Source organism: Leptospira kirschneri serovar Cynopteri str. 3522 CT, assembly GCF_000243695.2.
Classification (GTDB): Bacteria; Spirochaetota; Leptospiria; order Leptospirales; family Leptospiraceae; genus Leptospira; species Leptospira kirschneri.
In genome coordinates this window covers 338286-361201 of sequence record NZ_AHMN02000008.1, presented here as the reverse complement: position 1 = coordinate 361201, position 22916 = coordinate 338286, and the positions used below count along the sequence as shown (strand labels likewise).

The following is a 22916-nucleotide window of genomic DNA, read 5'->3' as shown; positions in this document are numbered from 1 at the left end:
TTATCTGACTGATCAAGTAGATTCCGTCTCTACCGTGTTAGACGATGAGGGGAATACTCTTTCTCTGATGCAGTATCTTCCTTATGGTGAGACGTTTGTGCAACGGGGAGATTTGAATTTTTCTCCTAAGTTTAATTCGCAGGAGTTAGACAGAGAGTCTGGGTTTTATTTTTTCAATGCGAGATTTTACGATCCTGGGATTGCGAGGTTTACCAGTGCGGATACTTTAATTCCAGATGAATACAATTCACAAGCCTGGAATCGTTTTGCTTATGTTTACAACAATCCGATTGGGGCGAAGGATCCGACTGGCCATGCTCCTCAAGACGAGAATGCTGGTTTTAAAGACGCTTCTAAAGGAATTGCAAAGAGTGCGATAGATTCTGTTAAGTCTGCTCTTTCTGCTCCGACTCCTGTTAACGCTGCTGTGAACTCTGCGGTTGCTACGGCTAAAGGCGCAAAGGAACTTTATGATAACCGAAAGGAAGTTTACGCAAGTGCTAAAGATTTTGCTGGTAAATTAACGAGCAAAGACGACAAAGTTCGTGATTACGCCGTGGGGCAAGCTAAAGCTTACACTATGAGCGCGGTTCTTGGTGGTGCTGCGACGAAAGCTCTTGGCTCCAGGTTGCCTAAGCCAAATGTTAATGTGCCGGGTTCGTCGGGAGCGAGTTCTGCGACTAATTCGGTTAAAGGAACAATATCTGTGCCGGAAGGTTTTGTTGAAAAACAAAGCAAAAAGGGCGGAGGTGCAGTTTTTCACGATCCTGCAAATCCTCACAATTCAATAAGGCAAATGCCGGGAAATCCAAATAGTCCTAACCCTGCTCAACAAAATTCATATGTAAAATTTATGAAAGATGGTAAATTTTATGATGCCAATGGAAACGTATTAAAAAGTGGAAAATTACCGGAAGCACATATACCATTAAATAAATTTGATATTACCAAAATGCCTAAATTTTAAACTTCATGAATTTAAATAGCAAAAATATTTATAATCTAATCGCCGAAATAGCGGACTTGAACTTACAAAGAAAGCTGTGGCTAAATAAGGATAATGATACAGGATTAATTTCTTCTTATAATGAAGTAATGTGTACTTTATTTGACGATTATGGTTTTGATGAATTTCTTGAACAAGCTTCTATTGAATCCGGGATCTCCGAAAATACTGTTAAAGAACTTTTTAAATTAAGAGAACTTTTAAATAGCTATGTAGAAAAAGAAACGGATATAGAAATCCTAAATGATTCTGAATGGAAAAAAATCACAAAACAAGCTAAAGAAATTATCAAAAAATGGCACTAATCATAACAATATAATAAAGTACCTAATATTTTGCATGCAATCAGTGTTTTGCGATAAAATAAACGGTAAAAATCCGGAAATTGGCTCTTGGTCAGAAAAATGGGGAAAAATTCTTAATAGAGACATATCAGTTGGAGGTTTTGAAAAAGGAAAGGTTCCAAATCAACCAACGATATTTTATGGAAATAATAAATGATTACGCAAATATACTTTCGTTTCGATTTACCGGAAAATGTATTTGAATTAGATGCATTTGTGCAGTTAATTCAAAATGAATTATTAGGTTTTGATCATGAAATTAGAGAAAGTAGTAATTACTTTGCAGGTTTTTATCACAAATTCAAAACTAAAGAAAATATAATAAATGTGGCAAATGCAGACGATACATGTTTTCATGATTACCATTATGTAGTCACCTTCAACAAGGATGAAAATAGCCTTCAAGATAAAATCATTAAATTAGCAGAGACTTGGGTTCTTAAAGGTTGGACTGTTTCAATTCCCGATGGACCTTTAATTGAAGATTTAACAAGGACTTGTTATTTAAACGAAGATGGGAAAATTATATGGAAAGAACATCGAGTTGAACCTCACAAAAACTAAAATGGGATCTGACAAAAACAATAGTGGAACATAGATTTCCTGAGTCTCGCAAAACCCAAGAATCGGAACATAACAATAAGAAAAAAATGGTTTAATCGGTATTGCTGTTATATTAAAAAACTATTAAGTTTTTTACTCATTCACTTTCACCTTTTCTTTGGGTTTCAGTAGAAAGAAGTTCTTGTCTAAGATCTCTGGGAGATTTGCCCGTATATTTAACACAAGCTTTGTGAAAGGAAGAAGCGGAATTAAAACCACATTCAAAAGCAATATTTAAAAGATTATAATTCGCTTTTATACGCATCATATTTTTCACTTCGTTGATTCTATGAAATTGCAGGAAATCAGTAAAACTCATATTCAAATATTGATTTAGATAGTAAGAAGCCTGATGCGTAGAAAGACCTAAACCAGAGGCAAAATCAGGAAGTCTCAATTCTTCGTCTATAAAACCTTTGGAATCTAAAAAATGATTTAGCTTGGTTTTAACTTTTTCTAAATTGATCCCTTCTAACAAATCTCTAGACGGATATTTATTTTTTTGAGTTTCTTTGACTTCAGGAATGGTTTCTAATTCAATTTCATTGATTATATTAGAATTTGGAATCGTAGCCGTCTTATTAAATAAAGAAGGGAAAAAACGTTCTAAAATAAGTGTATAACAAATAACGGAACCCGGAATCATTTCTGTTAAAAGAAAGAAATCCTTTTTATTAAAAACCGTTCCTAAAAAATCAAAAACAAAACAAATAGAAATTAAAAACGATAAAAAGGGGAGGTTGAAGTATAAAATAGGTTTATTGGATTTTAAAACTTTTCTTAAAGACCAGATAAAAGTAAAAATAGAAATCGCAAATCCTAGAATGTCTGTGAAGGATATAAAGTAAAGATCGGGAATGAAATAAGAAAGTAAAATCGTAACTGGAATGATTCCTAAAAGTCTTTTACAATAGATCCAAGGATTATCAAAAGATTCTAATACATACTGGAAACAGACAAATACAGCCAAACTAGAATAAAGAACCAGGCCATAGTAAGAACCGAATAACATTCTACTATCGTTTCGCAAAGTTCCTTGATCGATCAGAATACCGTTATTTAAAATTAGAAAAAATGCAGCAGATTGTAAAACGGAACCGTAGGATTTGCTAAAACCGTCACTTGAAAAAAGTTTAGAAAATCCTAATAAAAATCCAATAACTACAGCAAAAGCATGAAAATAGATAACTCCCAATTTTAAAAAATTCTCATAATCTAAAATTCCGATTGTATTTAACGTGAGTTTTACGTAAGGAATTTATGATTCATTTTTCTGAAAAAAGTTGGATCTGAATTTTGCGGATCGATTCCTAAAATGTGGGAACTACAAGTCATGATTTTACAGATAAGTTTGGAAACGTAGGAACTCATACTTTTAGAAAAACTCAGCCAATACCTATCTAAGGATCGGCATTCAGGAAGCGTTATACTGAACCCAAGTTAAGTAGAAAAAAGTGGTAGTTCCCACATTTTTAGAAACCACCGTGAAATTGGCCGTAGTTCCGACCTCATCTTTTAGAATTAAAGAAAAATTAGAATGATTCTAAAAAATATTTGCTTCAAAGGGATTGAAGGATATTATGGAAGTGTCTAAGTTTCAAAATTAAATTTAAAAAAAAGGAGAATAAAAATGCCTCAGGTTACATCTTTAGCGCCGGATTTTAAGGCAGAAGCCGTTCTTGGAAAAGAGATCAAGGAAATCAAACTTTCAGACTACAAAGGAAAATGGGTAGTATTGTTCTTTTACCCACTTGATTTTACCTTCGTTTGCCCGACTGAGATCATCGAATACGATAACAAACTTGCAGAATTCAAAAAACTGGGAGCAGAAGTATTGGGAGTTTCTGTGGATTCTGCATTTACTCACCTCGCATGGAAAAATACTCCTAAAAAAGAAGGAGGAATCGGCGATGTTAAATATCCTCTCATTGCAGATTTAACTAAATCTATTTCCAGAGATTATAACGTTTTGACCGAAGGAGGAGTGGCTCTGAGGGGAACTTTTATCATCGATCCCGCAGGTGTAATTCGTCAAGCGACTGTCAATGATCTTCCAGTAGGACGTAATATTGATGAAGCGATTCGTTTGATCAAGGCGTTTCAATTTGTTGAAAAACATGGAGAAGTCTGCCCCGCCAATTGGGATGAAGGAAAGAAAACGATGAAAGCAGATCCAGAAAAATCTAAGGATTACTTTGCTGCCGTAAATTGATTTTTTCCTATCCGCAGACGTAAGTCTGCGGATGATGACACTAACGATTTGAAAGAAACTAAAAATCGAAAGGATTAAAAAGTAGTCTTGCTGTTTTGTGTTTTAGGTCTTAAAATGTAGGAACTCACGCAAAATCAGTTATCGAAAAAATTCAAACTGTAAAGTTGAAATGAAAGATGTGGGAACTACTGCGTTTTTCCTTACAGGTTTTGGGTAAATTCTTAAAAAGAATGATTTTATATTCGATTTAGAAGAACGTATTTTCGATTGTGTAGTCTTAAATTTTTTCAATGGATCGTTTGTTTGATCGGAGTTGAACTTGAAAGAGTTTTGTGGGTAGCAAGATGTGAATTGTGAAAGAGCGTTCTTTCACAGATGTCATGAGTCGATTAGTTTAGCTCAAGAACATTATCGTTCAAACTCAGTAGAACGCGGATTGTGTTCGGTAAACTCAGATCTCGCTCCCTATGGGTCGCGAGATATGTCTAAAAGAGGGATGAAAAATGGAACAAGCCCTAGAAAAAAAATCTATCCATGAAGACCGTTATTATCGTCCAGATAACTTTCCCAAAGGTCTTACGCGTAAAGTTGTAGAATCTATTTCTCATATAAAAAATGAACCTGGCTGGCTTACGTCCTTCCGTCTTAAGGCTTTTGAAATTTACGAACAAAAACCGATGCCTACTTGGGGATTTTTTCCAAACTTCAATGTAGATATAGATTCCTATACTCATTATATAGGTTCCAATCAACAAAAGAAAAAATCCTGGGACGAAGTAGATCCAGAGGTTCTTAAATCCTTTGAACGTCTGGGAATTCCGGAACACGAGCGTAAATATCTGGCCGGAATCGAAGCAATGAACGATTCCGAAACAGTTTATGCTAATGTTAAAAAAGAATTAACCGAACTAGGAATTCTTTTCTGCGACATCGATACTGCGATCCGAGAGTATCCTGAAATAGTAAAAAAATATCTAGGAACGATCGTGAGCGTGGGGGATAATAAATTCTCCGCGTTGAACAGTTGTGTTTTTTCGGGAGGTTCTTTCGCATTTGTTCCAAAAGGTGTAAAAACTCCCATGCCTCTTCAGGCGTATTTTAAAGTGACCGCGGCTTCTTCCGGTCAGTATGAAAGAACTCTATTGATTGCGGACGAAGGCGCCGAATTGGAATATTCGGAAGGTTGTTCTTCGGTTCAAGATAAAGGCACCAATTTTCATACCGCGGTTGTAGAACTTATCGCCCATAAAAACGCTAAAATCTTTTATACTACGATCCAGAACTGGAAAAAAAATATGTACAACTGGACCGTCAAACGTGGGTTATGTCATGAAAGAGGTCATATCACTTGGACAGACGTGAACATAGGTGCAAATACGATCAAGTATCCTGGAATCGTTTTGCAAGGAGATCATTCTACAGGGGATATTCTATCTCTTGCGTTTGCAGGCGGAGGTCAGATTCAGGATACTGGTGCTAGAATCATTCACGTTGGTAAAAATACTAGAAGTAATATATTAGCAAAAGGTGTTTCTCTTGACGGTGGAATCAATTCCTACAGAGGATTGGTTAAGTTCACGTTCGGATCTGAAAATTCCTATTCTCATGTAAAATGTGACGGTTTAATGATGGATGACCGCTCTCAGTCTCACGCGTATCCTTATAATGATGTTTCCGGTCAAAATGGAACTTTAAATTATGAAGCTACCGTTTCTAGAATCGACGAAGATCAACTCTTTTATCTTCAATCTAGAGGTTTGTCGGAAGACGATGCAAAACTACTAATTATCAACGGGTTTTGTGAAGGTGTGACCAAACATTTGAACGTAGAATATTCTGTGGAGATGACCCGATTGATTCGTATGATCTTAGAAGACGGTCACGTGATTCAGGAAAATAAAGATTCCGTAGTAAGCTAATTAAGGATTTAGAATATTCTGAATTTTGAATATTTTTTGCAAGCGTTTCTAAAAGATTTAAACTTAAATTAACGTGGGTTCGACCCATGATTTATCTTAACGTGAGTTCGGCATAACAAATGCGAAAGCGATTATTATGCTGCGATCCATAGTGAGCAGCACCTAAGTTTGAAAAATTCCGAAGGAATTGGAGCGAAAAGAACTCAGTAAAACGCTTTTTACGGATCGCGTTTGAAACTCAGTAAAACGCTCTCTACGGATCGCGTTTGAAACTCAGTAAAACGCTCTCTACGGATCGCGTTTTAGGTCGTGAGCCAGTCCACTATGAAATTTGCGAGCTCGACGACGACCCTCGTTGCACTTGAGTTTATTATTCGCCCCAATTTTCTTACGTCGAACTCACGTTATCTTACCAAAAAAAGTTAGAATCTGAACTTTTATAAATCTATTCTGAAAATGTAGGAACTACTGCAATTTATAGAATAAAAGTTTATAACAATTGAATCTGTCATATTCCAGTGTGGGAACTACCATAAAACTTAGGTTCGTCTATAAAATAATGTAGGAACTCATACTTTTAGAAAATTCTTTTTCAGTCAAAACTCATCTTACAATGGAATTTAAATTTTAATGATGGTCGCAAAACAGCGGTTTTGTGCAAAAATCGGATGGGCGATGGTTCTTTTTGTATGCTCCTACAATTTCAAAGTTTAACTGTAAATCCACGATTTGTGAGAGTTCCCACATCTATTTTTTACGAAAAAATAGACCTTAGATAAAACGGATGTTCTGCTCACGTTATTCTAAGTTTGTTTCAAAACTTAGAATGTGGGATCTCCCATAAAAAAGCCAATAATTTCAAGTCAGATATAATTTTTTGAGAACTTCTGTTTCTTTGATAAAATAAGCCGTTAAATTTTAGATACTACTGAAATCTATAAAATTGAATACCGTGGGTTTTTATTGCAAAAATCTGATTGGAGTGCAAAATATTCGGTACTCTGTTCTATAATTCTGAGTATTTTCATATGTTCGAATCGTAAATTTCTAAAAATCTTAGATTCTAATTTAAAATGCTTTTTCCTTTTTTATAATTAATTTAACGTGAGCAACAAGTCTTTTAAAAATAATAGTTCCAGAGATCATACTTTATACCAAATCTTAATCGTTTGGAAGGACTAAAAAAGAGGGAGTTCCCACATTCAATTTTATTTTTTACGGAAAAATTAACTTTTATGAAACGGAAGTGAACTTACGTTATTTAAGATTTAGTCGTCTTTTATTATATCCAGACTTATGAATACATCGGATTCAAATCTATTCAACTCCGAATTCTTTCGACAGATTTTCGAAACCAGCCGAGATGGAATCTCGATTGCCGATTTAGATGGTTCTTTTCTGGAAACGAATCCGGCTTTTCAAATTCTTACGGGTTATTCGTTTGAAGAACTTAAAAAAGACGGTCTTTGGTCTTTGTTTCCTCTAAATTGGGATTCTTCCCGAAGAAAAGTTTTCCATGAAGATCTTTTGTCGATCGGTTATTCTCAAGAATTTGAAAAAGAATACATTCGTAAAGACGGGAAAGATATTTTGATTTCCGTACGGATGTATTTGATTCGAAACGAATCTAAAAATCCAACCGCGCTTTGGGGAACGATCAGAGATATTTCAGAACAAAAACACAATGAAGAAGTTCATAAACAACTCTATGAAGAAATTAAGGAAGGTTGGGAAGCGCTTCGAAGAATTTTCGTTTTGAATCCATTTCCAATGTCTATTTCCGAAATCGATACCGGAAAACTTTTGGAAGTGAACCGTAAATTTGCAGAACAAATCGAATATGAACCGGATAAACTCATCGGAAAAACGATGACCGAGTTGGGAGTTTGGTTTTCCGATCAAGTGAAAGAAGCGATTTTCGGAGTTATAAGTCGAGAAGGTTTTGTAGATAGTATCGAAATGCCTTTTAGGACTACAACGGGTAACGAGTTTTGGGGACTTTTTTCCGCTCAACCTATCGAATACATGGGAAAGACCGCTCTTTTGAGTATTACGGTTCCGATGACAGACAGGATCAAAGAAGGAAGAGAAAAACAAAGACTACTGGATGAGGTTCGTGAAAAAGAGGAAATTCTGAGTCAGATTTTTCGTCTGAATCCTTCCGCAATTACATTATCAAAATTGAATGGAACTTTGTTGGAAGTAAACGACCGCTTTTTAGAATATACTGGAAAATCCAAAGAGGATGTACTTTTTAAGTCCGCAATCGATTTAGGAATTTATGATAATCTAATAGATCGAGAAAAAATAATTGAATTACTTCAAAGAGACGGAGTCGTTCGTAACCTTGAAATAGGAATGAAAACCGCGGACGGAAGTATTAGGCCTATTCTTTTTTCCGCTCGATTTGTGGAATCTTTTGGTGAAAAAAAAATTCTAGCCATCGGCCACGATATTACGGAAATCAAAGAGTATGCGCAAGAGTTAGAAAACTTAGCGAACGAATTGGTAAGAAGTAAGGATCTGTTTCAGAAATTATTTCAACTAACTCCTTCTGCTCTTGTAGTTACCGATTGGGAAAATCGTACTATCACGGATGTAAACGAACGATTTTTAGAAATGGCGAAAATGAATCGAGAGGACGTAATTGGCAAAACTACTCCTGAAATTCATATCTGGGATAAGGTTCCGAATTTTAGAATGGAAGTTTATGAACTTCTTTCCCAAAAAAAAGAAGTCAAAAATTTAGAATCCGCGTATCTTGCTTCCGACGGAACCGTAGTTCCAATTCTTTATTCCGCAAGAATTATTGAACTAGACGGAAGGAAACAAGTAATTTCCTTGGCGACCGATATTACCGAAAAGAAAAGATCCGAAGAAGAAAGAAAAAAACTCTACGAAGAACTTCGTCTTAGCAAAGATCTTTTTGAAATGATCTTTGAAATGAATCCGGACACGATCACACTCAACGATCTTCAAAACGGAAGATACATTCAAGTAAACGAACATTTTTCGGAAATGTTAGAATATTCTAAAGAAGAAGTGATCGGTAAAATTCCATTGGAACTTGGGATCTGGAACAACCGTAAAGATAGAGAAAAGGTGATGGAGATCTTAGCAAAAGACGGAATTGTAAGAGATTATGAAGTTCAGTTTAAAAAGAAAAGTGGAGAAGTGGTAGATACTCTACTTTCCGCTAAACACTTAAACATAGGAGACAATCGGATTACAATTGCAATTGCAAGGGATATTACTCAAAAAAAAACTGCCATCAGAGAAAAAGAAGAACAATCTAGACGGATCACCTTACACGCACAGGCGCTTATGGAAATGGCGACCGATCCAGAATTTGTGTCGGGCAATTTGGAATCGGGTGCTAAAAAAATAGTGGTTATGGCTTCAGAAGTCACCGATTGTGATCGGGCTTCTATTTGGATATTTAATAAAGACGATCCAAATACGTTAACTCTTGTTGTAGGTTGGGACCGGAAAAACCAAACTAATTTAGAAAAAATGAATATGACTCTCTCGAGTTATCCTAAATATTTTCAAGCCATTCAAAAAGATCGTTTTATAGACGCTTCGGATGCGGTTCACGATCCTAGGACTTTTGAATTTGCCGACGTTTATAGCAGACCTCTGGGAATTAGTTCTTTGTTAGACGCTCCTTTCTTTCTTAGAGGTAAAATCAAAGGTGTCGTTTGTCTAGAACACGGTGGGGAACTCAGACGTTGGAGAGGATACGAAAAACAATTTGTAGTCACGGTTGCCGAACAAATTACTCAACTTATTTTAAATGCGGAACGAAAAGAAGTCAAAGAAGAATTGGAAAAAGCGGTAAAGGTCAGGACTTCCGAGTTGGCGGAAGCTCTTGAACATCTACAAAAAACCCAGGAACAATTGATTCACTCTGAAAAGATGGCTGCGTTAGGACAACTCGTAGCAGGGATTGCGCATGAGATCAACAATCCGTTAGGCGCCATCTCTGCTCTAAGTGGGGAATTGAGGGCCTACTTAAATTCGTCTGCGGAAAGAATGGAAAAATTGGGTCACGATTTTTCGGCTGTAAGTACGGAATTCGTTCATAATCTTTCAGAATTGATTCGAAAAGGAATCGAAAGTAAGGAAAGTATTCTTTCCAGAGAAAATAAAAAGATCGCTTTGAATTCGATTAAGGCAAAATTAAAGGGTTTAGGTTATGAAAATGCCCACGATCTTGCAGATAGACTTTTAGACTACGGACTTCCTTCTGCTTTGGAAGAATTTCCTTCCTTGTTTTTGGATCCTAAATATTATCCTTTGATTAAGTTTGCTTTAGAAGAAATTCATACTTATAAAAATATTTTATCAATTCGATTAGCCGTAGATAGGACTTCTAAAATTGTTTACGCTTTAAAAAGTTATGCTCATATCGATACGGAAGAAAATAGAGGAAAAGTTCTTACGGATCTCTCGGAAAACATTGAAACCGTTCTGACAATTTATCATAACAAAATAAAAGGTGGGGTTGATATAGAGTTGGACTTTCCGGTTCGTCCTATGATCGCGGCATATCCGGACGATTTGGTTCAAGTTTGGACAAATCTAATATACAATTCTTTGCAAGCGATGCGTTTTAAAGGGAAAATTCGGATTTCAATTCAAGACCGAAAAGAAGAGGTTCGGGTTTCTATTCAGGATAATGGTCCTGGAATTCCTAAGGAAGTGAGAGAAAAAATTTTCGATCCTTTTTTTACCACCAAGGGACCGGGAGAAGGAAGTGGTCTGGGTTTGGACATTTCTAGAAGAATCATAAAAAAACACGAAGGAAGGATCGAATTAGAATCCGAGCCAGGTAAAACTATTTTTCACGTATTTCTTCCTAAAGAATGATTTTGATTTATGGTTGGTTCTAATTTTATTACTGATCTCTATAAAACTAGGTATTTTTAATTTAAATACCTTGAATATTCGTTTTGTTGAAGTAAGCTTTTATAAAATTGAAAGTGGTTCTTTTGAAATCAAATTTTCGCATAAGATTGTAATTTTTTTAATCCTCATCGGATAAGAAATTTATTTTATAAAGGTTTTCTTAAATAAAATTATGACTCGTTTTTATCTGAAGATTTGTTTAAAAGGTGGGTTTTTCTTTTTAGAAGTTTAAAAAAGATCATTTTTGGAAATTTTTTATTCAATAAAAAGTTGAATTTTAAGAGAATTAGGTTTCTCTTATTTGAATGATAAATAGAGTTCTCGGTTTATTTTTAATCTTAGGGATTTTAATTTTTGTTCTGAGCTTTTTTTCTACTTCCGGTAAAAATGAAGATGCGTATCAGGCAAAAGAACCTTCCCGTATTCAATCTGTTATAACCTTGATTCAAGAGTTTTTGTGGGGGAAGTCTTCTTATTCAAATTCAGCCGTGTCGGTGACCACGGCCGAAAATCCTCAGGAAATTTTTAAACGGGCTTATCGTGCCAATGAAAAAGGAGCCTATCTCAATTCAATTGAAGAATATTCTAATTATCTAAAGTTAGTTCCTGAAGACGCTTCTGCCTACTACAATCGAGGTGTGGTTCATTATACTTTAAAACGATATAACGACGCCGTGAGAGATTTTGAAAAAGCCGTGGAGATTGATCCAAGTAAGACGTATGCATTTTTATACAAAGGTTACGCATACGAAATGATCAGCGACTGTAAACGGGCTGTTGAAAATTTTGAAAAGGCGGTTTCGCTTGGGGAAAATAAAAATGCGGAACTTTACAGTCATAAGGCGCGTTGTGAGAATCGCGACAAAAATTACGAAGACGGATTTCAAGACGCTCTGAACGCTTTGAAAATTGATAAAAAAAATGCATATGCTTTTTTTGAATTGGCTTACGCTCAATATGGTTTGAAAAAATATTCGGACTCTGTTGAAAGTTATACAAAAGTCTTACAATTCAATCCGAATGATGGAGTAGCCTTTCATAATAGAGGTCTTGCATTGGTTTTTTTAAATAAAACTTCTTTGGCTTGTAAAGATTTTCAAAGGTCTTCTGAGATAGGTTATTTCGATTCTAAAAAACGATTGGATGAATATTGTAAATAATTTTCATAGGAAATTTCTACGGATTCTGTAAAATTGAATAACTTAAGCTTTTATCTCAAAATCCTATTTTATAAAAAATGTTGAATATTTTGTTGTAAGGCTCTAGGAAATAAAAATAATTTTTTAAAATATTTATATATTCTAAATACTTAATATATTTTAATTTTTGTTTTATATGTTTTGGAGAAGTATTACATTTTAGGGTTGGCATTTTTGATTTGTAGAAAACGGAATGTAAGAACTCTTACAATTGAGAATTTTACGAATTGATTCTGAAAATGTTATTTATTTAGAGGTTTTCGCACTGGAATTTAGACGTAATAAACCGAAATGTTCTGTTTTTTGAATCCAGCGTAACTTTCCTATTTGAACGTCTGAGTCGATTCGTTCTAAAATTTTTTCAGAACTCAAATACGGAGAATTGTATCTACGATCTATAAGGATCCATTCCTTCCATTCTCGATTTTCACGAATCGGATAAACCGAATTTTTTAAAGAGATAAACGGAGAAAGATGAAATCCCGCAGAAACGGAGCCGTTCGATGGGATTTGTTTTAGGATTGTTTTTAATTCTTCAACCTGATTGGGTTTGGGTTCAAATACGATCGGATATTCCGTTTCTTTAGAGTTTCTATAGATCGAAACAGAAAATGTGATCATAAAAACGAGTAGCAACTTTTGATCTTTGGAAAAAGTATATAAGAATTTCCTTTTAGAGTTGTAGATATAATTTTGAATCCAACTTGTTCCCGTTTTTAAAAATAAAATCAGAAATGGAATTAAAGGATAGACGTAGTAACTATATAAATCCCTGACCCAGGGATGAATCGATAGTTTAAATACGGAATACAATCCTAAAAATGGGAATAAAATCCAACCTCCTGTCAAATTCCAAAATCCCCATTCTAAACTTAGATCCCTGATTCCTTTCCAATATCGGAGAGCATATTCTGGATTTTGAATATAATTAAGAATTGAAAAAAAAGGATTCTGTCCCCAGTAATCTTTCCAATTTCTTTCTGCTGAGTTTCCCGCTAATTTGTTTAAAAAAGGAAATATAATAAAATAATAAAAAACGCATATGCTAAGAATGAAAATCCATTCCTTTTTTCTTTTATTCTCTACGAATATTAAAACGAACGATAAGGCGCTTAGATAGATTGCAAGATCTTCCTTAATTCCTAAAAATAAACAAAGCGTTGATAAGAGAATCCAAGTTTTTTGTTTTTGAATTCCGATCAATAAACATAAAAAAAGAAACGGAACTAAAACTTCAAAATGTAAAGAATGATTCAATCTATAAAAACTAGATGACCCGGACCAGAGTAAGGTCGCACAAAGAGATAGTTCTTTGGAAGTGGAACACTTTCTTAAATAGTAATATAAAAGTGGAATCGTAGCCGAAGCGAAAAAAAATATTCCGATTCCAAATCCTAGTTCGGAACCAAATAAAATCGGAAATGGGGCCAAAAGTAAAATTCCAGGAGTCATGTGATGAGAAAGAAAATTTGCGTTTTCATCCGGACCGTAATATTGAGTTTGAAAAAAATTTCCAGGAAGGATCATTCTAAGTTGGGCCGTATAATCTAAATCTCCTAAGAAAAGAGAATCTAACGCGGTTTTTGTATAAAAAATTCCTTCTGCAAAAACAAGTAACGTCCAATATAAAATGAAAAAACGAGGTGAAATAATTTTTTGTCTCCAAAAAAGAATTGGACTACAAAACAGAATTCCTACTAAAACCAATCCTCCGATTCCCTGACTTCCGATTTGATATTGAATCGGGAGATAAAGTATAAAAAAAGCGAATAGATGAAAAGAGGGTTTCATTGAATTCGATTTAAATTTTGTTTTTAGTTTTTTGTTACGAAGGTGTATAAATATGTTTTTCAAAATGAATGATGGATTTTTACAAAAATGTAAAGGTTTTACAGGTTATATTGTTTTTATAATTTTAATGTATATAAAGTCATTTCAAATTCTTGTTTAACAAGAAGGTTATCGAAACAAATTTAATATAAAAGTTTGAGAAGCCTTCTGTAAAATTGTCTTCAAATTAAATTTTTTCATAAAATCATCGTTTAAACAAACGTCGTCAAATTAAAAAATTATTTACATTTCTTTGATTTTCTTAGAGACTTTTTCAGCTTATAAACTTTCTCAAGATTTGAAAGTTATAAAGTTTTCATTAAAAAACAAAAGGAGAAAATCAATGGCGTTTGAAAGTCCGGACGGAATGTCCTCAACCGAGAGTGTAGGCTTTTTATCCCAGATGGGAAATTCTTTTAAAAGTATTCTTACGGGAATCGTATTATTGCCCGTGTCTTTTATCATCATCTACAATGTGGAAACTTGTGAACAAGCAAGTGCAGCTCTAAAAAACGCGATGCCTGTAGGACAAGCTAAAGAAGGCCAACCTGCTTATGTGACTGGAACTTTAAAAGCGAATCCTCTTGGTGGTGAATTTTTAAAAAGTGGTTCTTTCATTTCTTATTCCGTAAGTTCGGAAGTGTATGCTTGGGATGAACAAGTAAAAACGGAAGGTTCCGGAAGTAATAAAAAAGAAGTCAGAAATTGTGTATTAAAATGGACTTCTTCTCCGGAGAATCCCTCTAGTTTTAAACTTTCTGGATGTCGTACAAAACGCTATTATAGAAAATCCGTTCAAGATCGATCCGATTCCGCATCGGGCGCTATCGTTCATGCAGACGGTAAAAATTATTCGGTTCTCTTAGAAAACGTAGATTTTACTTCTCAAGTTCCTTCCAGAGACGCAAATGAAAACGAAATCCTTGCCGGGAGTTTTGTTTACGGTGATGGATATTTATATAGTTCTAAATCTTGTGTAGAATCTGAAAAAGAAGGTTGTGAAAGGGTTAAGATTTCAGTTACTCCGATTCCGGAAGGAGATATGACTTTTGTAGGAGACGTAAAAGGAAATAGAGTAGGTCAGTTTGTTTCTTCGGAAGGAAATAAGTTTTTGAGTGCGAGTGTCGGAAATTTTGCGGAAACGATGGCGGATATTAAGTCGGATGATAACACGATGAAATGGGTTGGAAGGTTGATCGGATTTATAGCGATGTTCTCCAGTTTTACTTTGATGGCGGGACCTTTGACTTCTCTTTTGAGTTTTATTCCATTTGTAGGGGATTTAGGAGGAGGTTTGATCAAAGTGGTTTTAGGAATTGTTGCTTTTATAATCACTGCGATTACTATTCTACTCATTAAATTTTGGTATATCTGGTTGGTTATACTTTTAGGTGGAATCGGCTACGGGATTTATAAGAAAAAATACTCGGTTCAAAAAGCAGGGGCTTAGTCGATTTTTAAGCTAGATCTATTCAAAAAACTTAAAATGTAGGAACTCTCACATTTTTCTAAAAACTTGTAGGATGAGGTTTTGAGATCGGCTCTAAAAAAGTTTGATTGTTTTTAAAGAGAAGGTTCGGCATGACAAATTGTGCTTTATACAAACATCTGTTTGTTTTTGCCGTGACCTTCTCTTTCTAAAACCTCTACTCATATTTTTTAAAGAAACTTTATCTTCAGAGCATTTTTCTGAATGTACAAATCGATTTTGTGCAATTCTTGCTCCTGCCGAACATATAAAAATCATACTCAAAGTGAATCTAATTGATCGATTTAGTAAAATTATAATTTTAAAAAATACTAATATGAATTTGTGTAACCAATAAAGACGATTGTTTTGTTGCGTTTCAGAAACAGTATCGAGTTTTTTTGTTTCCTAGTTTTTTTTACATCTCATACAGATGCTGATTAAATTGATTTTTTATTTAATTTTAAGTTAATAAAAAATCAATTTAAATCTATCCTTATACAATAAAACTCTAATTAGAGAATGAAACCTAAGTTTTTCTCAACATTTAAAAGTCGTATACGGCGTTAAGAGAAAACATGAAGGATTTTGGTTTCCTATTTATCTCCAATAAGAAAGAATCATTGCTACTGCTTGGAGAGAGATAAAATTGTAACCCGCGTTGATTGCAAAAAGTTTCCAGGATTTATTTTCGAAAGCGACGCTATTGAGAAGTAAAGGAACATAAAAGCCGAGCCAGGTATAAATTCCGGAATAAAATCCGTAGACCCAAGCCGCTTGATCTTCTCCAGCCTTCCAAGAAGAGGCTCTCCAAACGTTTGTGGTATAAAATAAAACGTAAGCGGTGAGAATGGAGCCAATCACCATCAGTCCCATGGATCTGAACATTTCTTTTTGATTTGGTTGAAAATTGGAAGGAAGTCCCATTTCTTTCACCCATGTTTTTCCAAGTAAAGGACCGTACCAAATGGAACCGAGGATAAAGTTTGTGATTACTGCCACCAATACCGCCAAGTAATTGATATGTAATTCGGGGTGCATAAAAACTCCTATTTTTTTGAAAAAAGTATATAACAAAATCAGAATAAATCTCAAGTAGTTCTATAAAAAGTTGCTAAGTCTGGAATTTTAGAATAAAAAAGTTTCTCTATATTGTGAAATCATTTGTTGTATAGAAATTGTTCCTATGAAAATAAATGTTCAATTTGTGATTCAATAAAAACCTAATACTCAAAACTATATATTCGGGTTGTTGCAAAAATCTGTTTCTATTTCAGTAAAGTAGTCGATTGAAACAGTTTTGTTAACAATCACTATGGAATTTTCAACAATTCTAATAAGTCTCCAGTATTTTGTATTACTGATCTCTATAAAATTGAGTACATTAATTTTATCACAAAATACTGATTCCATACAAAATATTAGGTACTTTATTATATAGTTATGAATAAAACAAGGTTTTAACTTAAAAATTTATGGCGCTTAGTTTGATAGAGATCACTAAAATTTAAAAATCGATTTTACTACTCGAACGTATGAAAATGGTATCCGAAATTAATCGTCGATTTTACAAAAATAAGGAAGTCCTCAAAGATTGTGTCTAATTCGGAATTGTTTGTCGTATTTAAAGTAGGTTGTATATTCTAACTTTTGAAATAAGCTCATGGTAATATTATTTTCATGAGTTCTAATAGTAAGAAAATAAAAAAACTAGAAACACCTTATTGTTTGCCGTAGGTTTCGTCCTTAAGAATTTCTTCTTGTGGAGTCCACCCTTCGGGAGTGTGACAAGAAAGACAGTTTTTTAAAAAAGGATTTTTTTTCAGTCTCTCTTCAAAGCCGGATAGGGTATTTAGCTTTTTAATAATTCCTTCATATTCAAATTTTTTAATTTCTATGTCTTTAGAAGAAACGACCGTACCTTTGCCTTTTTCTTGAAGAAGAATTTCCTTGCCTGTAGAATCGGAAATAGATACTTTACCTTCGCAAGTGCAGAAAGAGGATTCTCTTGTTTTAGGATCGTAGAAAGCGGAAAATGAAGTGCCTCTGACTCCCGCCGTGGAATTTGGTGTTGTGACTTCAAATTTTTTTCCTTTGAGATTTACGATTTTCAACCATGCAAAACCTTGATTTACTTCTAAGACGCCTTGTTTGGATTTTCCAGGAAGATTTGAAAGTTTTACTTTACTGTTCTGTTGAATTTTGAATTCGGAACCTTTGTATTGGACCGTAATTCTAGAACCGTTTCCAGTGGAGATTGAATCTCCTTCTTCCAAAAAATCGTTTGGTTTTAAAGGCTCCCAGGAACTTTTGCCAGGTTTTTGAACATAAGATTTACCTAATAAAAAGCTTATTTTAGCGTTTTCCGTTTCCTGGCTCAGGAGTGTGATCGAGGTTGTCGTAACCGAAAGTGAAATGATTAGAAATAATATCTTTATTCTATAATTCATAATAATCTCCTAATTTAGAATTCTATTGTAGTTCTTAAAAGTATTTGTTTATCTAAAACCGAATAGGAAACGATTCCAGCCTCTTTCCATTGAGAAAGGTATTCCTTTTCAGTTCTTTCGTTGCCGAGTGGATCGATATAAACTCGTTGAGATACTCCGTTTAAGTCGTAGTTTTTATTTTCAATATAGCCGATCGCCATTCTAAATCTGGGATTTACAATCCATTCGAAAAACACACTGATCCTTCTAAACGAACTTTTACTGGAATAACCGCCGTTTCTGGTTTCTGGAAGAATATTCCGAATTTGTAATGTAGTATCTGTATTTGGAATTCCTAAACCAGGTAGAAATTCTTTTTGTATCGTATCGGTAACGCCCATAATTCCGTTGTTTCCTGTGCCTTGTTCTATTCTCCCCAGAAGATGAAATCTTTCGGTTCCTATGGATAACCAGACGTATAACGCTTTTCCAAAGCCGTCTTTTCCGAAAGCGATCGGAGGTGCAAAAGGTTGGAGTCTATCTCGGATTTCACCGCTGTTTTGTTTTTTGAGAATTCCACCCAAACCTAGATTCCAAGTCAAAAAACCATTCCAGATCAGATTGGATTCCGAACCAAAAGTGTCGGACTGTAAACTTTGGATTTGTCTAGATAAAGAAGTGGCCGGATTTAGATCGTTTGGAAGACAGTTTGTTTTCCCTTCGAAACATTCGTTTCCTCCAAAACCGAAAGCGTTTTCTTTTCTGTAGAATAAATGAAAACCAGCTCTGGTTTTTTCACCTAACATGGGTTCAATGGAAAATCTGGAGGAAATATCCATTCCGGAGGAATTTGTGTTTTGGGTTTCTCTATAACCTTCTCCGTTGCTGATCATAATTTGGGCGCTGAAAATGGACCATTTTCCGGACGCGCTCAATCCTATGTCGGCGGGTTGAGGTGCAAAACCGAGAGATTCTAAGGGACCTTTGTCGATGTATCTCCATCTCCAATAATTACTCCACTGAGTGTATGTATGAGGCAGTTCTTGGATCCCGAAACCAATAGTATAATTGCCATAGGAAGAAGTTTCCCAATTTTTTTTAACACTGGCTCTACGAACGTTTAGAATATAAGGATTTTGTTTTGTTCCAGAGTCAGTTCGTGTATCCGATGTTAGTTGGTTGTTTCTGATAAGTTCTCCCCAGAGTTCTGTTTGGATTCCGGTTTCTTCAAACGTTTTAGAAATCATAAGAAGAGTCCAAGGAGTGGAAAATCCAGTTTTATCGTTTGGAGTCGAGTTGGAAATACCGGATGCGCCGTCTCTAATTCTGGCTCCGTAGGAAGGAGAAATAACCGCCTTAATATCTAATCCGTAGTAAGAGTCCGGCTCGTCTTTTTTTGAGGATACGATTTGTTCCGAATATGTCGTTCTGGCTAAAAATAAGGATAACAGTAGAATTACATAAATTTGAAATATTCTCATGTTTTCCTCGAACTATTAAAATAACATAAATTCTATCTAAGAAAAGTTCGGGCGAATCTGGATCTCGCTTTCAGCTTCGATTATCAAGTTGAGGGAACAAAATCTTTTCCTGATTTCAATTTGTTCTAGAATGCAGAAAGTGAAACGCTGAATTTGAAAAAACGTTTTGCTAAGTTTCCTCTTTAATTGTTTTTGCATTGATTATACCGAACTTATGTTAATTAAGCAGGAAAAAACAAATTTAGTCAATTTATTATATGACTGGATTAATTTTCTTTCTTCATAAAAAATGAATATAATCAATTTTTTTTGTAAAATTTACTTTAGTAAACTTTTATAAAATTCAAAGTTTTTCTATAAAACCTTTGTTTAAGCGATTTTTTATTCAATTACTCTGAACTACATAACAGAATACCCAATACTTTTCATTTCAAACAAGCTTTTGGATAAACTACTCATAACTATATAATAAAGTACCTAATATTTTACATGGAATCAGCGTTTTGCGATAGAATTAGTGGTACACAATTTTATAGAGATCAGGAATAATACTTAATTTTATAGAGATCGGTAGAATCGATTTTACAAGAACTTTCTTTAGAATGAGTTACTCGTCTCGATTTTTGGAAATGATTCAGAATATCCAATATTTTGTTCTAGAATAGTTTTTTACTGATTTCTATTAAATTGAATATTTTAAATTTTTATTATAAAGCTCTGTTAATAATACTGGGTACTTTTTGATAGTTCCAAGTATAAAATCAAAAAACAAAGAGTCAATTCTACTATAACAAATTAATATTAACTTCATAACTAAGATGAATTGCTCATAACCATGTGAAAGCGATTATTGCTAGTGTTGTTGAGAAAATATGTAATGGAGATTGACATCATTGCTTCAATTGTACATTTCAATGTAACGGAAACAGATGGAGAATTAACTTTTCAACAATTCTAATAGGTTGTGTTTCATCGAATGACTCGTAAGAAATAAGACATTGAGCAAACTGTAGGAAACGTTTGCTTATTAGTTCTGGAAACATCATCGAGTTTTTTTACTCGTCTAAATTTTTTCCAAGAATTTATACTATATTAAAAAAAATAAATATGTTTTAATCTTTAAACCAATGTTTTTTTCGGAACCAGTAAATCATTCCTACGGGAATGACAGATGCAAATAAGATCGTAAAGTATAAAAATGAATTGCTGTGAAATTCATTCCAAAAAAACCGGTTAGAAACGTAAGAGGCATAAAAATTAAACTGATGAGAGTAAGTCGCTTAACAATATCGTTGGTTCTTTGAGAAATTACCGAAAAATAAGCGTCCATCGTATTGCCGAGTAGATCTCTGTCCATATCGATCGTTTCGTAAAGCCTATTTAGATGATCGTATACGTCTCGAAAATAAATCTGAATCTTAGGAGTTAGAAAATTATGATCTCTTCGAATGAGACTGTTTACAATTTCTCTTTGAGGCGAAAGCACTCTTCGAATTCGAGTTAGGTTTCGTTTGAGAAATAGAATTCCCGCTATAGTTTGATTACTATCTTGATTTACTAAAATCTGAGATTCGATTCGTACGATTTCTTCACTCATTTTATCTAGGATTGGAAAATTTGAATCTACCGTTTGATCAAATAACATATAAAGGATCTGATCCGTTCCTCTCGATAAAGGATTTCCCTGTGTCATACAACGTTCTCTGAGTTGTTCAATCAGAGGTTCTTCTTTTTGGTGAACTGTAACCACAAATTTTTCGTTGAAAAAGATATGGATCTCGCTGTTTCTTAGGATTTTTTTATCTGTGTCGTAATGAAATCGATGTAGGACGATAAAAAGATAAGAGTCGTATTCATCTAACTTGGGTCTTTGATTTTTATTGATACAATCTTCGATTGCGAGTGGATGGAAATTACACTCTCTGGCTAAAAAGTCTATATCTTCGCTTTCCGTGGAATCCAAATCGATCCAGATCAATCCTTTGTTGCAAAGCCATTCTAATTCTGGAATTTCAGTAGGTTTATTTTCTATCTTCTGGAGTATTTGGCAAGGATTGGCCACTGATTTTTCTTGGCTTCCTTCGGGAAAGTATTCAGTCAATAAAATTCGTTTCAACTGTAGTTTCTCCGACGTTGAAACTATTTTAGAAAGAATGTATGGCAAGAAATAATCGTGGAAAGATGTGGATCGGTTTTTTGTCATGTTGTCTATTTTTGAGGAAATTAAAAAAAGAAATTGTGTTTTAGTTGGCCGTACTTCCGACCCAAGTCAGGTCTTTGCAGATTTTTAGATACATAACATGAGAAAATGAGAGAGAATTTTCTAAAAGTAATAGTTCCCACGTTTTCAAGGATCAACTGTAAAGTCTGTGCTTTGTAATAGTTCCTACACTTGGATACTACAGGTTCAATTGTTAGAGTTGTTGAAAAATTAATTCTTGATCTGTTTGTATTGGATTGAAATGGACAATTAAAGCAATTTTACGAATCTTCACTATGGAATTTTTCAACAACTCTATTATAAACTTCTATTTTTTAAATTGTGGTAGTTCCCACATTTAAAAAATAGATCTATAAAATTCAGATTTCAATTTTTTTCGGAATCATGATTTTCGTACGCCTAACCCACGTTAACTAATTTTGGATCACTCTATCTCTTTGCAAAGGGCTTTCGATTTGTTTCAGCTAATTAGCTACTAGGAATCGCGTGTCATGATAGATTCGTCGTAGGTACGACAAGGTGTGATTCAAAATTCTACTTTAAAAAAGTAGAATTTACTAATCGTCCATTCGTGAAGAACAAAGTTTAAAATCCCCTTTCTTGACTCCGTCGAATCAAGAAATCATACTTGGAGCTGCCTTATGTTCAAGGAACATACTAATCTATGGGTCTCTATTTCCCAACTTCGTTGGGAGCCACTTACAATGTTCGTTGGCTAATTCGCTCCCTATGGGTCGCGAATTATGTATTTTTCAGAGTGAAGAGTAGGTAGTTGCGGAAATCGTCGAGTGAAAACTCTTTTTTATTTGTAAGATAATTGATCATATAACCGATCGTAGTCGAAGCAAGGTTTTTGATCTCGAATTCGGAATAATTTGGTTTAACGGAACGGATTGTTTTTTTAGAAGTTTCAAAAAAGATCATATTCACAAGATGAATATTCCTACGTTTTAACCTGTGGATTTTGGGTTGAAGCATCAGATTCCAATAAAGACGAAGATAATCTTCGTTTTCCTTAACAAGAGAGATTAGGCTTTCTGAAACGTTAACGATTAAATCTTCGCGACGCGGATTTGCTACTACCTCGTCAGGGATATAACGTTTAAGAATTTTATCATGTGATTCTATGATGCCTTCTAAGATCGCTTCTTTAGAATCAAAGTAACGATACGCAAGTCCGAGAGAAATGCCCGCTTTAGAAGCGACCTGCCTCATCGTGGTTCCGTGATAACCTTGTTCGGAGAAAAGTTTAAGAGAGGTTTTTAAAATTAGATCTCGAGTGTCTTTTGCCAT

The 22916-nt window shown here is 34.4% G+C and carries 15 protein-coding genes and 3 pseudogenes; 10 read left to right on the top strand and 8 right to left on the bottom strand.

The features are described 5' to 3' along the window. The 4 genes from LEP1GSC049_RS06875 to LEP1GSC049_RS214385 all read left to right on the top strand — a co-directional run. A partial coding sequence (locus LEP1GSC049_RS06875; RefSeq protein ID WP_016560777.1) for an RHS repeat domain-containing protein occupies positions 1–967 on the top strand: 967 nt, incomplete at its 5' end. Positions 968–972: 5 nt separating this feature from the next. Continuing rightward, positions 973–1311: a hypothetical protein gene (locus LEP1GSC049_RS2000000228765; RefSeq protein ID WP_001052787.1), complete on the top strand. Its 339-nt coding sequence runs from the start codon at positions 973–975 to the stop codon at positions 1309–1311. Between the two features lie 34 nt (positions 1312–1345). Beyond that, the gene (locus LEP1GSC049_RS2000000228315; RefSeq protein WP_004750625.1) at positions 1346–1507 is read left to right on the top strand and encodes a hypothetical protein; all 162 of its coding nucleotides are present in this window, start codon (positions 1346–1348) and stop codon (positions 1505–1507) included. Beyond that, the gene (locus LEP1GSC049_RS214385; RefSeq protein WP_004750279.1) at positions 1504–1914 is read left to right on the top strand and encodes a hypothetical protein; all 411 of its coding nucleotides are present in this window, start codon (positions 1504–1506) and stop codon (positions 1912–1914) included. Before LEP1GSC049_RS2000000228315 ends, LEP1GSC049_RS214385 begins: the two co-directional genes overlap by 4 nt. Positions 1915–2050: 136 nt before the next feature. Here LEP1GSC049_RS214385 and LEP1GSC049_RS214390 read toward each other — a convergent pair whose 3' ends face one another. After that, positions 2051–3148 (bottom strand): helix-turn-helix domain-containing protein, encoded by a 1098-nt coding sequence (locus LEP1GSC049_RS214390; RefSeq protein ID WP_004750608.1) that lies wholly within the window; start codon positions 3146–3148, stop codon positions 2051–2053. A gap of 435 nt (positions 3149–3583) precedes the next feature. Here LEP1GSC049_RS214390 and LEP1GSC049_RS214395 point away from each other — a divergent pair, with 435 nt between their 5' ends. The 5 genes and pseudogenes from LEP1GSC049_RS214395 to LEP1GSC049_RS214410 all read left to right on the top strand — a co-directional run bounded on the left by LEP1GSC049_RS214395 (position 3584) and on the right by LEP1GSC049_RS214410 (position 12155). Continuing rightward, positions 3584–4165 (top strand): peroxiredoxin, encoded by a 582-nt coding sequence (locus LEP1GSC049_RS214395; RefSeq protein WP_004750304.1) that lies wholly within the window; start codon positions 3584–3586, stop codon positions 4163–4165. A gap of 503 nt (positions 4166–4668) precedes the next feature. After that, positions 4669–6084: a Fe-S cluster assembly protein SufB gene (sufB, locus tag LEP1GSC049_RS214400; protein WP_004760910.1), complete on the top strand. Its 1416-nt coding sequence runs from the start codon at positions 4669–4671 to the stop codon at positions 6082–6084. Positions 6085–6220: 136 nt separating this feature from the next. Then, positions 6221–6449, top strand: a pseudogene (locus LEP1GSC049_RS2000000229075) (hypothetical protein). A gap of 931 nt (positions 6450–7380) precedes the next feature. Next, the gene (locus LEP1GSC049_RS214405; RefSeq protein WP_016560798.1) at positions 7381–10956 is read left to right on the top strand and encodes a PAS domain S-box protein; all 3576 of its coding nucleotides are present in this window, start codon (positions 7381–7383) and stop codon (positions 10954–10956) included. 344 nt (positions 10957–11300) lie between these two features. Next, a complete protein-coding gene (locus LEP1GSC049_RS214410; RefSeq protein ID WP_004768047.1) occupies positions 11301–12155 on the top strand; it encodes a tetratricopeptide repeat protein in 855 nt (284 codons plus the stop codon). Between the two features lie 285 nt (positions 12156–12440). Here the strand turns inward: LEP1GSC049_RS214410 and LEP1GSC049_RS214415 are convergent, their stop codons facing one another. Continuing rightward, complete coding sequence (locus tag LEP1GSC049_RS214415; RefSeq protein WP_016560796.1) at positions 12441–13985, bottom strand: DUF2079 domain-containing protein; 1545 nt, start codon at positions 13983–13985, stop codon at positions 12441–12443. Between the two features lie 382 nt (positions 13986–14367). Here LEP1GSC049_RS214415 and LEP1GSC049_RS214420 point away from each other — a divergent pair, with 382 nt between their 5' ends. After that, a complete protein-coding gene (locus LEP1GSC049_RS214420; protein ID WP_004750707.1) occupies positions 14368–15474 on the top strand; it encodes a TMEM43 family protein in 1107 nt (368 codons plus the stop codon). Between the two features lie 58 nt (positions 15475–15532). On the opposite strand, the pseudogene LEP1GSC049_RS2000000226350 reads toward LEP1GSC049_RS214420, so the two are convergent. The 6 genes and pseudogenes from LEP1GSC049_RS2000000226350 to LEP1GSC049_RS214440 form a co-directional block, all read right to left on the bottom strand. Continuing rightward, positions 15533–15771, bottom strand: a pseudogene (locus LEP1GSC049_RS2000000226350) (hypothetical protein). A gap of 321 nt (positions 15772–16092) precedes the next feature. Next, on the bottom strand, positions 16093–16533 hold the full coding sequence (locus LEP1GSC049_RS214425; protein WP_004750669.1) for a DUF1761 domain-containing protein: 441 nt from the start codon (positions 16531–16533) through the stop codon (positions 16093–16095). Positions 16534–17213: 680 nt separating this feature from the next. Beyond that, positions 17214–17942 carry a FecR family protein gene (locus LEP1GSC049_RS214430; RefSeq protein WP_004750328.1) on the bottom strand — a complete coding sequence of 243 codons (729 nt, stop codon included), beginning with the start codon at positions 17940–17942 and terminating at the stop codon, positions 17214–17216. A 14-nt stretch (positions 17943–17956) separates the two neighbouring features. Further along, the gene (locus LEP1GSC049_RS214435; protein ID WP_004750416.1) at positions 17957–19402 is read right to left on the bottom strand and encodes a hypothetical protein; all 1446 of its coding nucleotides are present in this window, start codon (positions 19400–19402) and stop codon (positions 17957–17959) included. 1112 nt (positions 19403–20514) lie between these two features. Continuing rightward, positions 20515–21518: pseudogene (gene corA, locus LEP1GSC049_RS06940) on the bottom strand (magnesium/cobalt transporter CorA). Between the two features lie 846 nt (positions 21519–22364). Continuing rightward, positions 22365–22916: a TetR/AcrR family transcriptional regulator gene (locus LEP1GSC049_RS214440; protein WP_004750710.1), complete on the bottom strand. Its 552-nt coding sequence runs from the start codon at positions 22914–22916 to the stop codon at positions 22365–22367.

Bases quoted from the DNA above. Each gene is read 5' to 3' on its own strand.
- LEP1GSC049_RS214395 (WP_004750304.1), top strand. From the start codon at position 3,584: ATGCCTCAGGTTACATCTTTAGCGCCGGATTTTAAGGCAGAAGCCGTT.
- LEP1GSC049_RS2000000228315 (WP_004750625.1), top strand. From the start codon at position 1,346: ATGCAATCAGTGTTTTGCGATAAAATAAACGGTAAAAATCCGGAAATT.
- LEP1GSC049_RS214385 (WP_004750279.1), top strand. From the start codon at position 1,504: ATGATTACGCAAATATACTTTCGTTTCGATTTACCGGAAAATGTATTT.
- LEP1GSC049_RS214415 (WP_016560796.1), bottom strand. From the start codon at position 13,985: ATGAAACCCTCTTTTCATCTATTCGCTTTTTTTATACTTTATCTCCCG.
- LEP1GSC049_RS214440 (WP_004750710.1), bottom strand. From the start codon at position 22,916: ATGGCAAAAGACACTCGAGATCTAATTTTAAAAACCTCTCTTAAACTT.
- sufB (WP_004760910.1), top strand. From the start codon at position 4,669: ATGGAACAAGCCCTAGAAAAAAAATCTATCCATGAAGACCGTTATTAT.
- LEP1GSC049_RS214430 (WP_004750328.1), bottom strand. From the start codon at position 17,942: ATGAATTATAGAATAAAGATATTATTTCTAATCATTTCACTTTCGGTT.
- LEP1GSC049_RS214410 (WP_004768047.1), top strand. From the start codon at position 11,301: ATGATAAATAGAGTTCTCGGTTTATTTTTAATCTTAGGGATTTTAATT.
- LEP1GSC049_RS214435 (WP_004750416.1), bottom strand. From the start codon at position 19,402: ATGAGAATATTTCAAATTTATGTAATTCTACTGTTATCCTTATTTTTA.
- LEP1GSC049_RS214420 (WP_004750707.1), top strand. From the start codon at position 14,368: ATGGCGTTTGAAAGTCCGGACGGAATGTCCTCAACCGAGAGTGTAGGC.
- LEP1GSC049_RS2000000228765 (WP_001052787.1), top strand. From the start codon at position 973: ATGAATTTAAATAGCAAAAATATTTATAATCTAATCGCCGAAATAGCG.
- LEP1GSC049_RS214405 (WP_016560798.1), top strand. From the start codon at position 7,381: ATGAATACATCGGATTCAAATCTATTCAACTCCGAATTCTTTCGACAG.
- LEP1GSC049_RS214425 (WP_004750669.1), bottom strand. From the start codon at position 16,533: ATGCACCCCGAATTACATATCAATTACTTGGCGGTATTGGTGGCAGTA.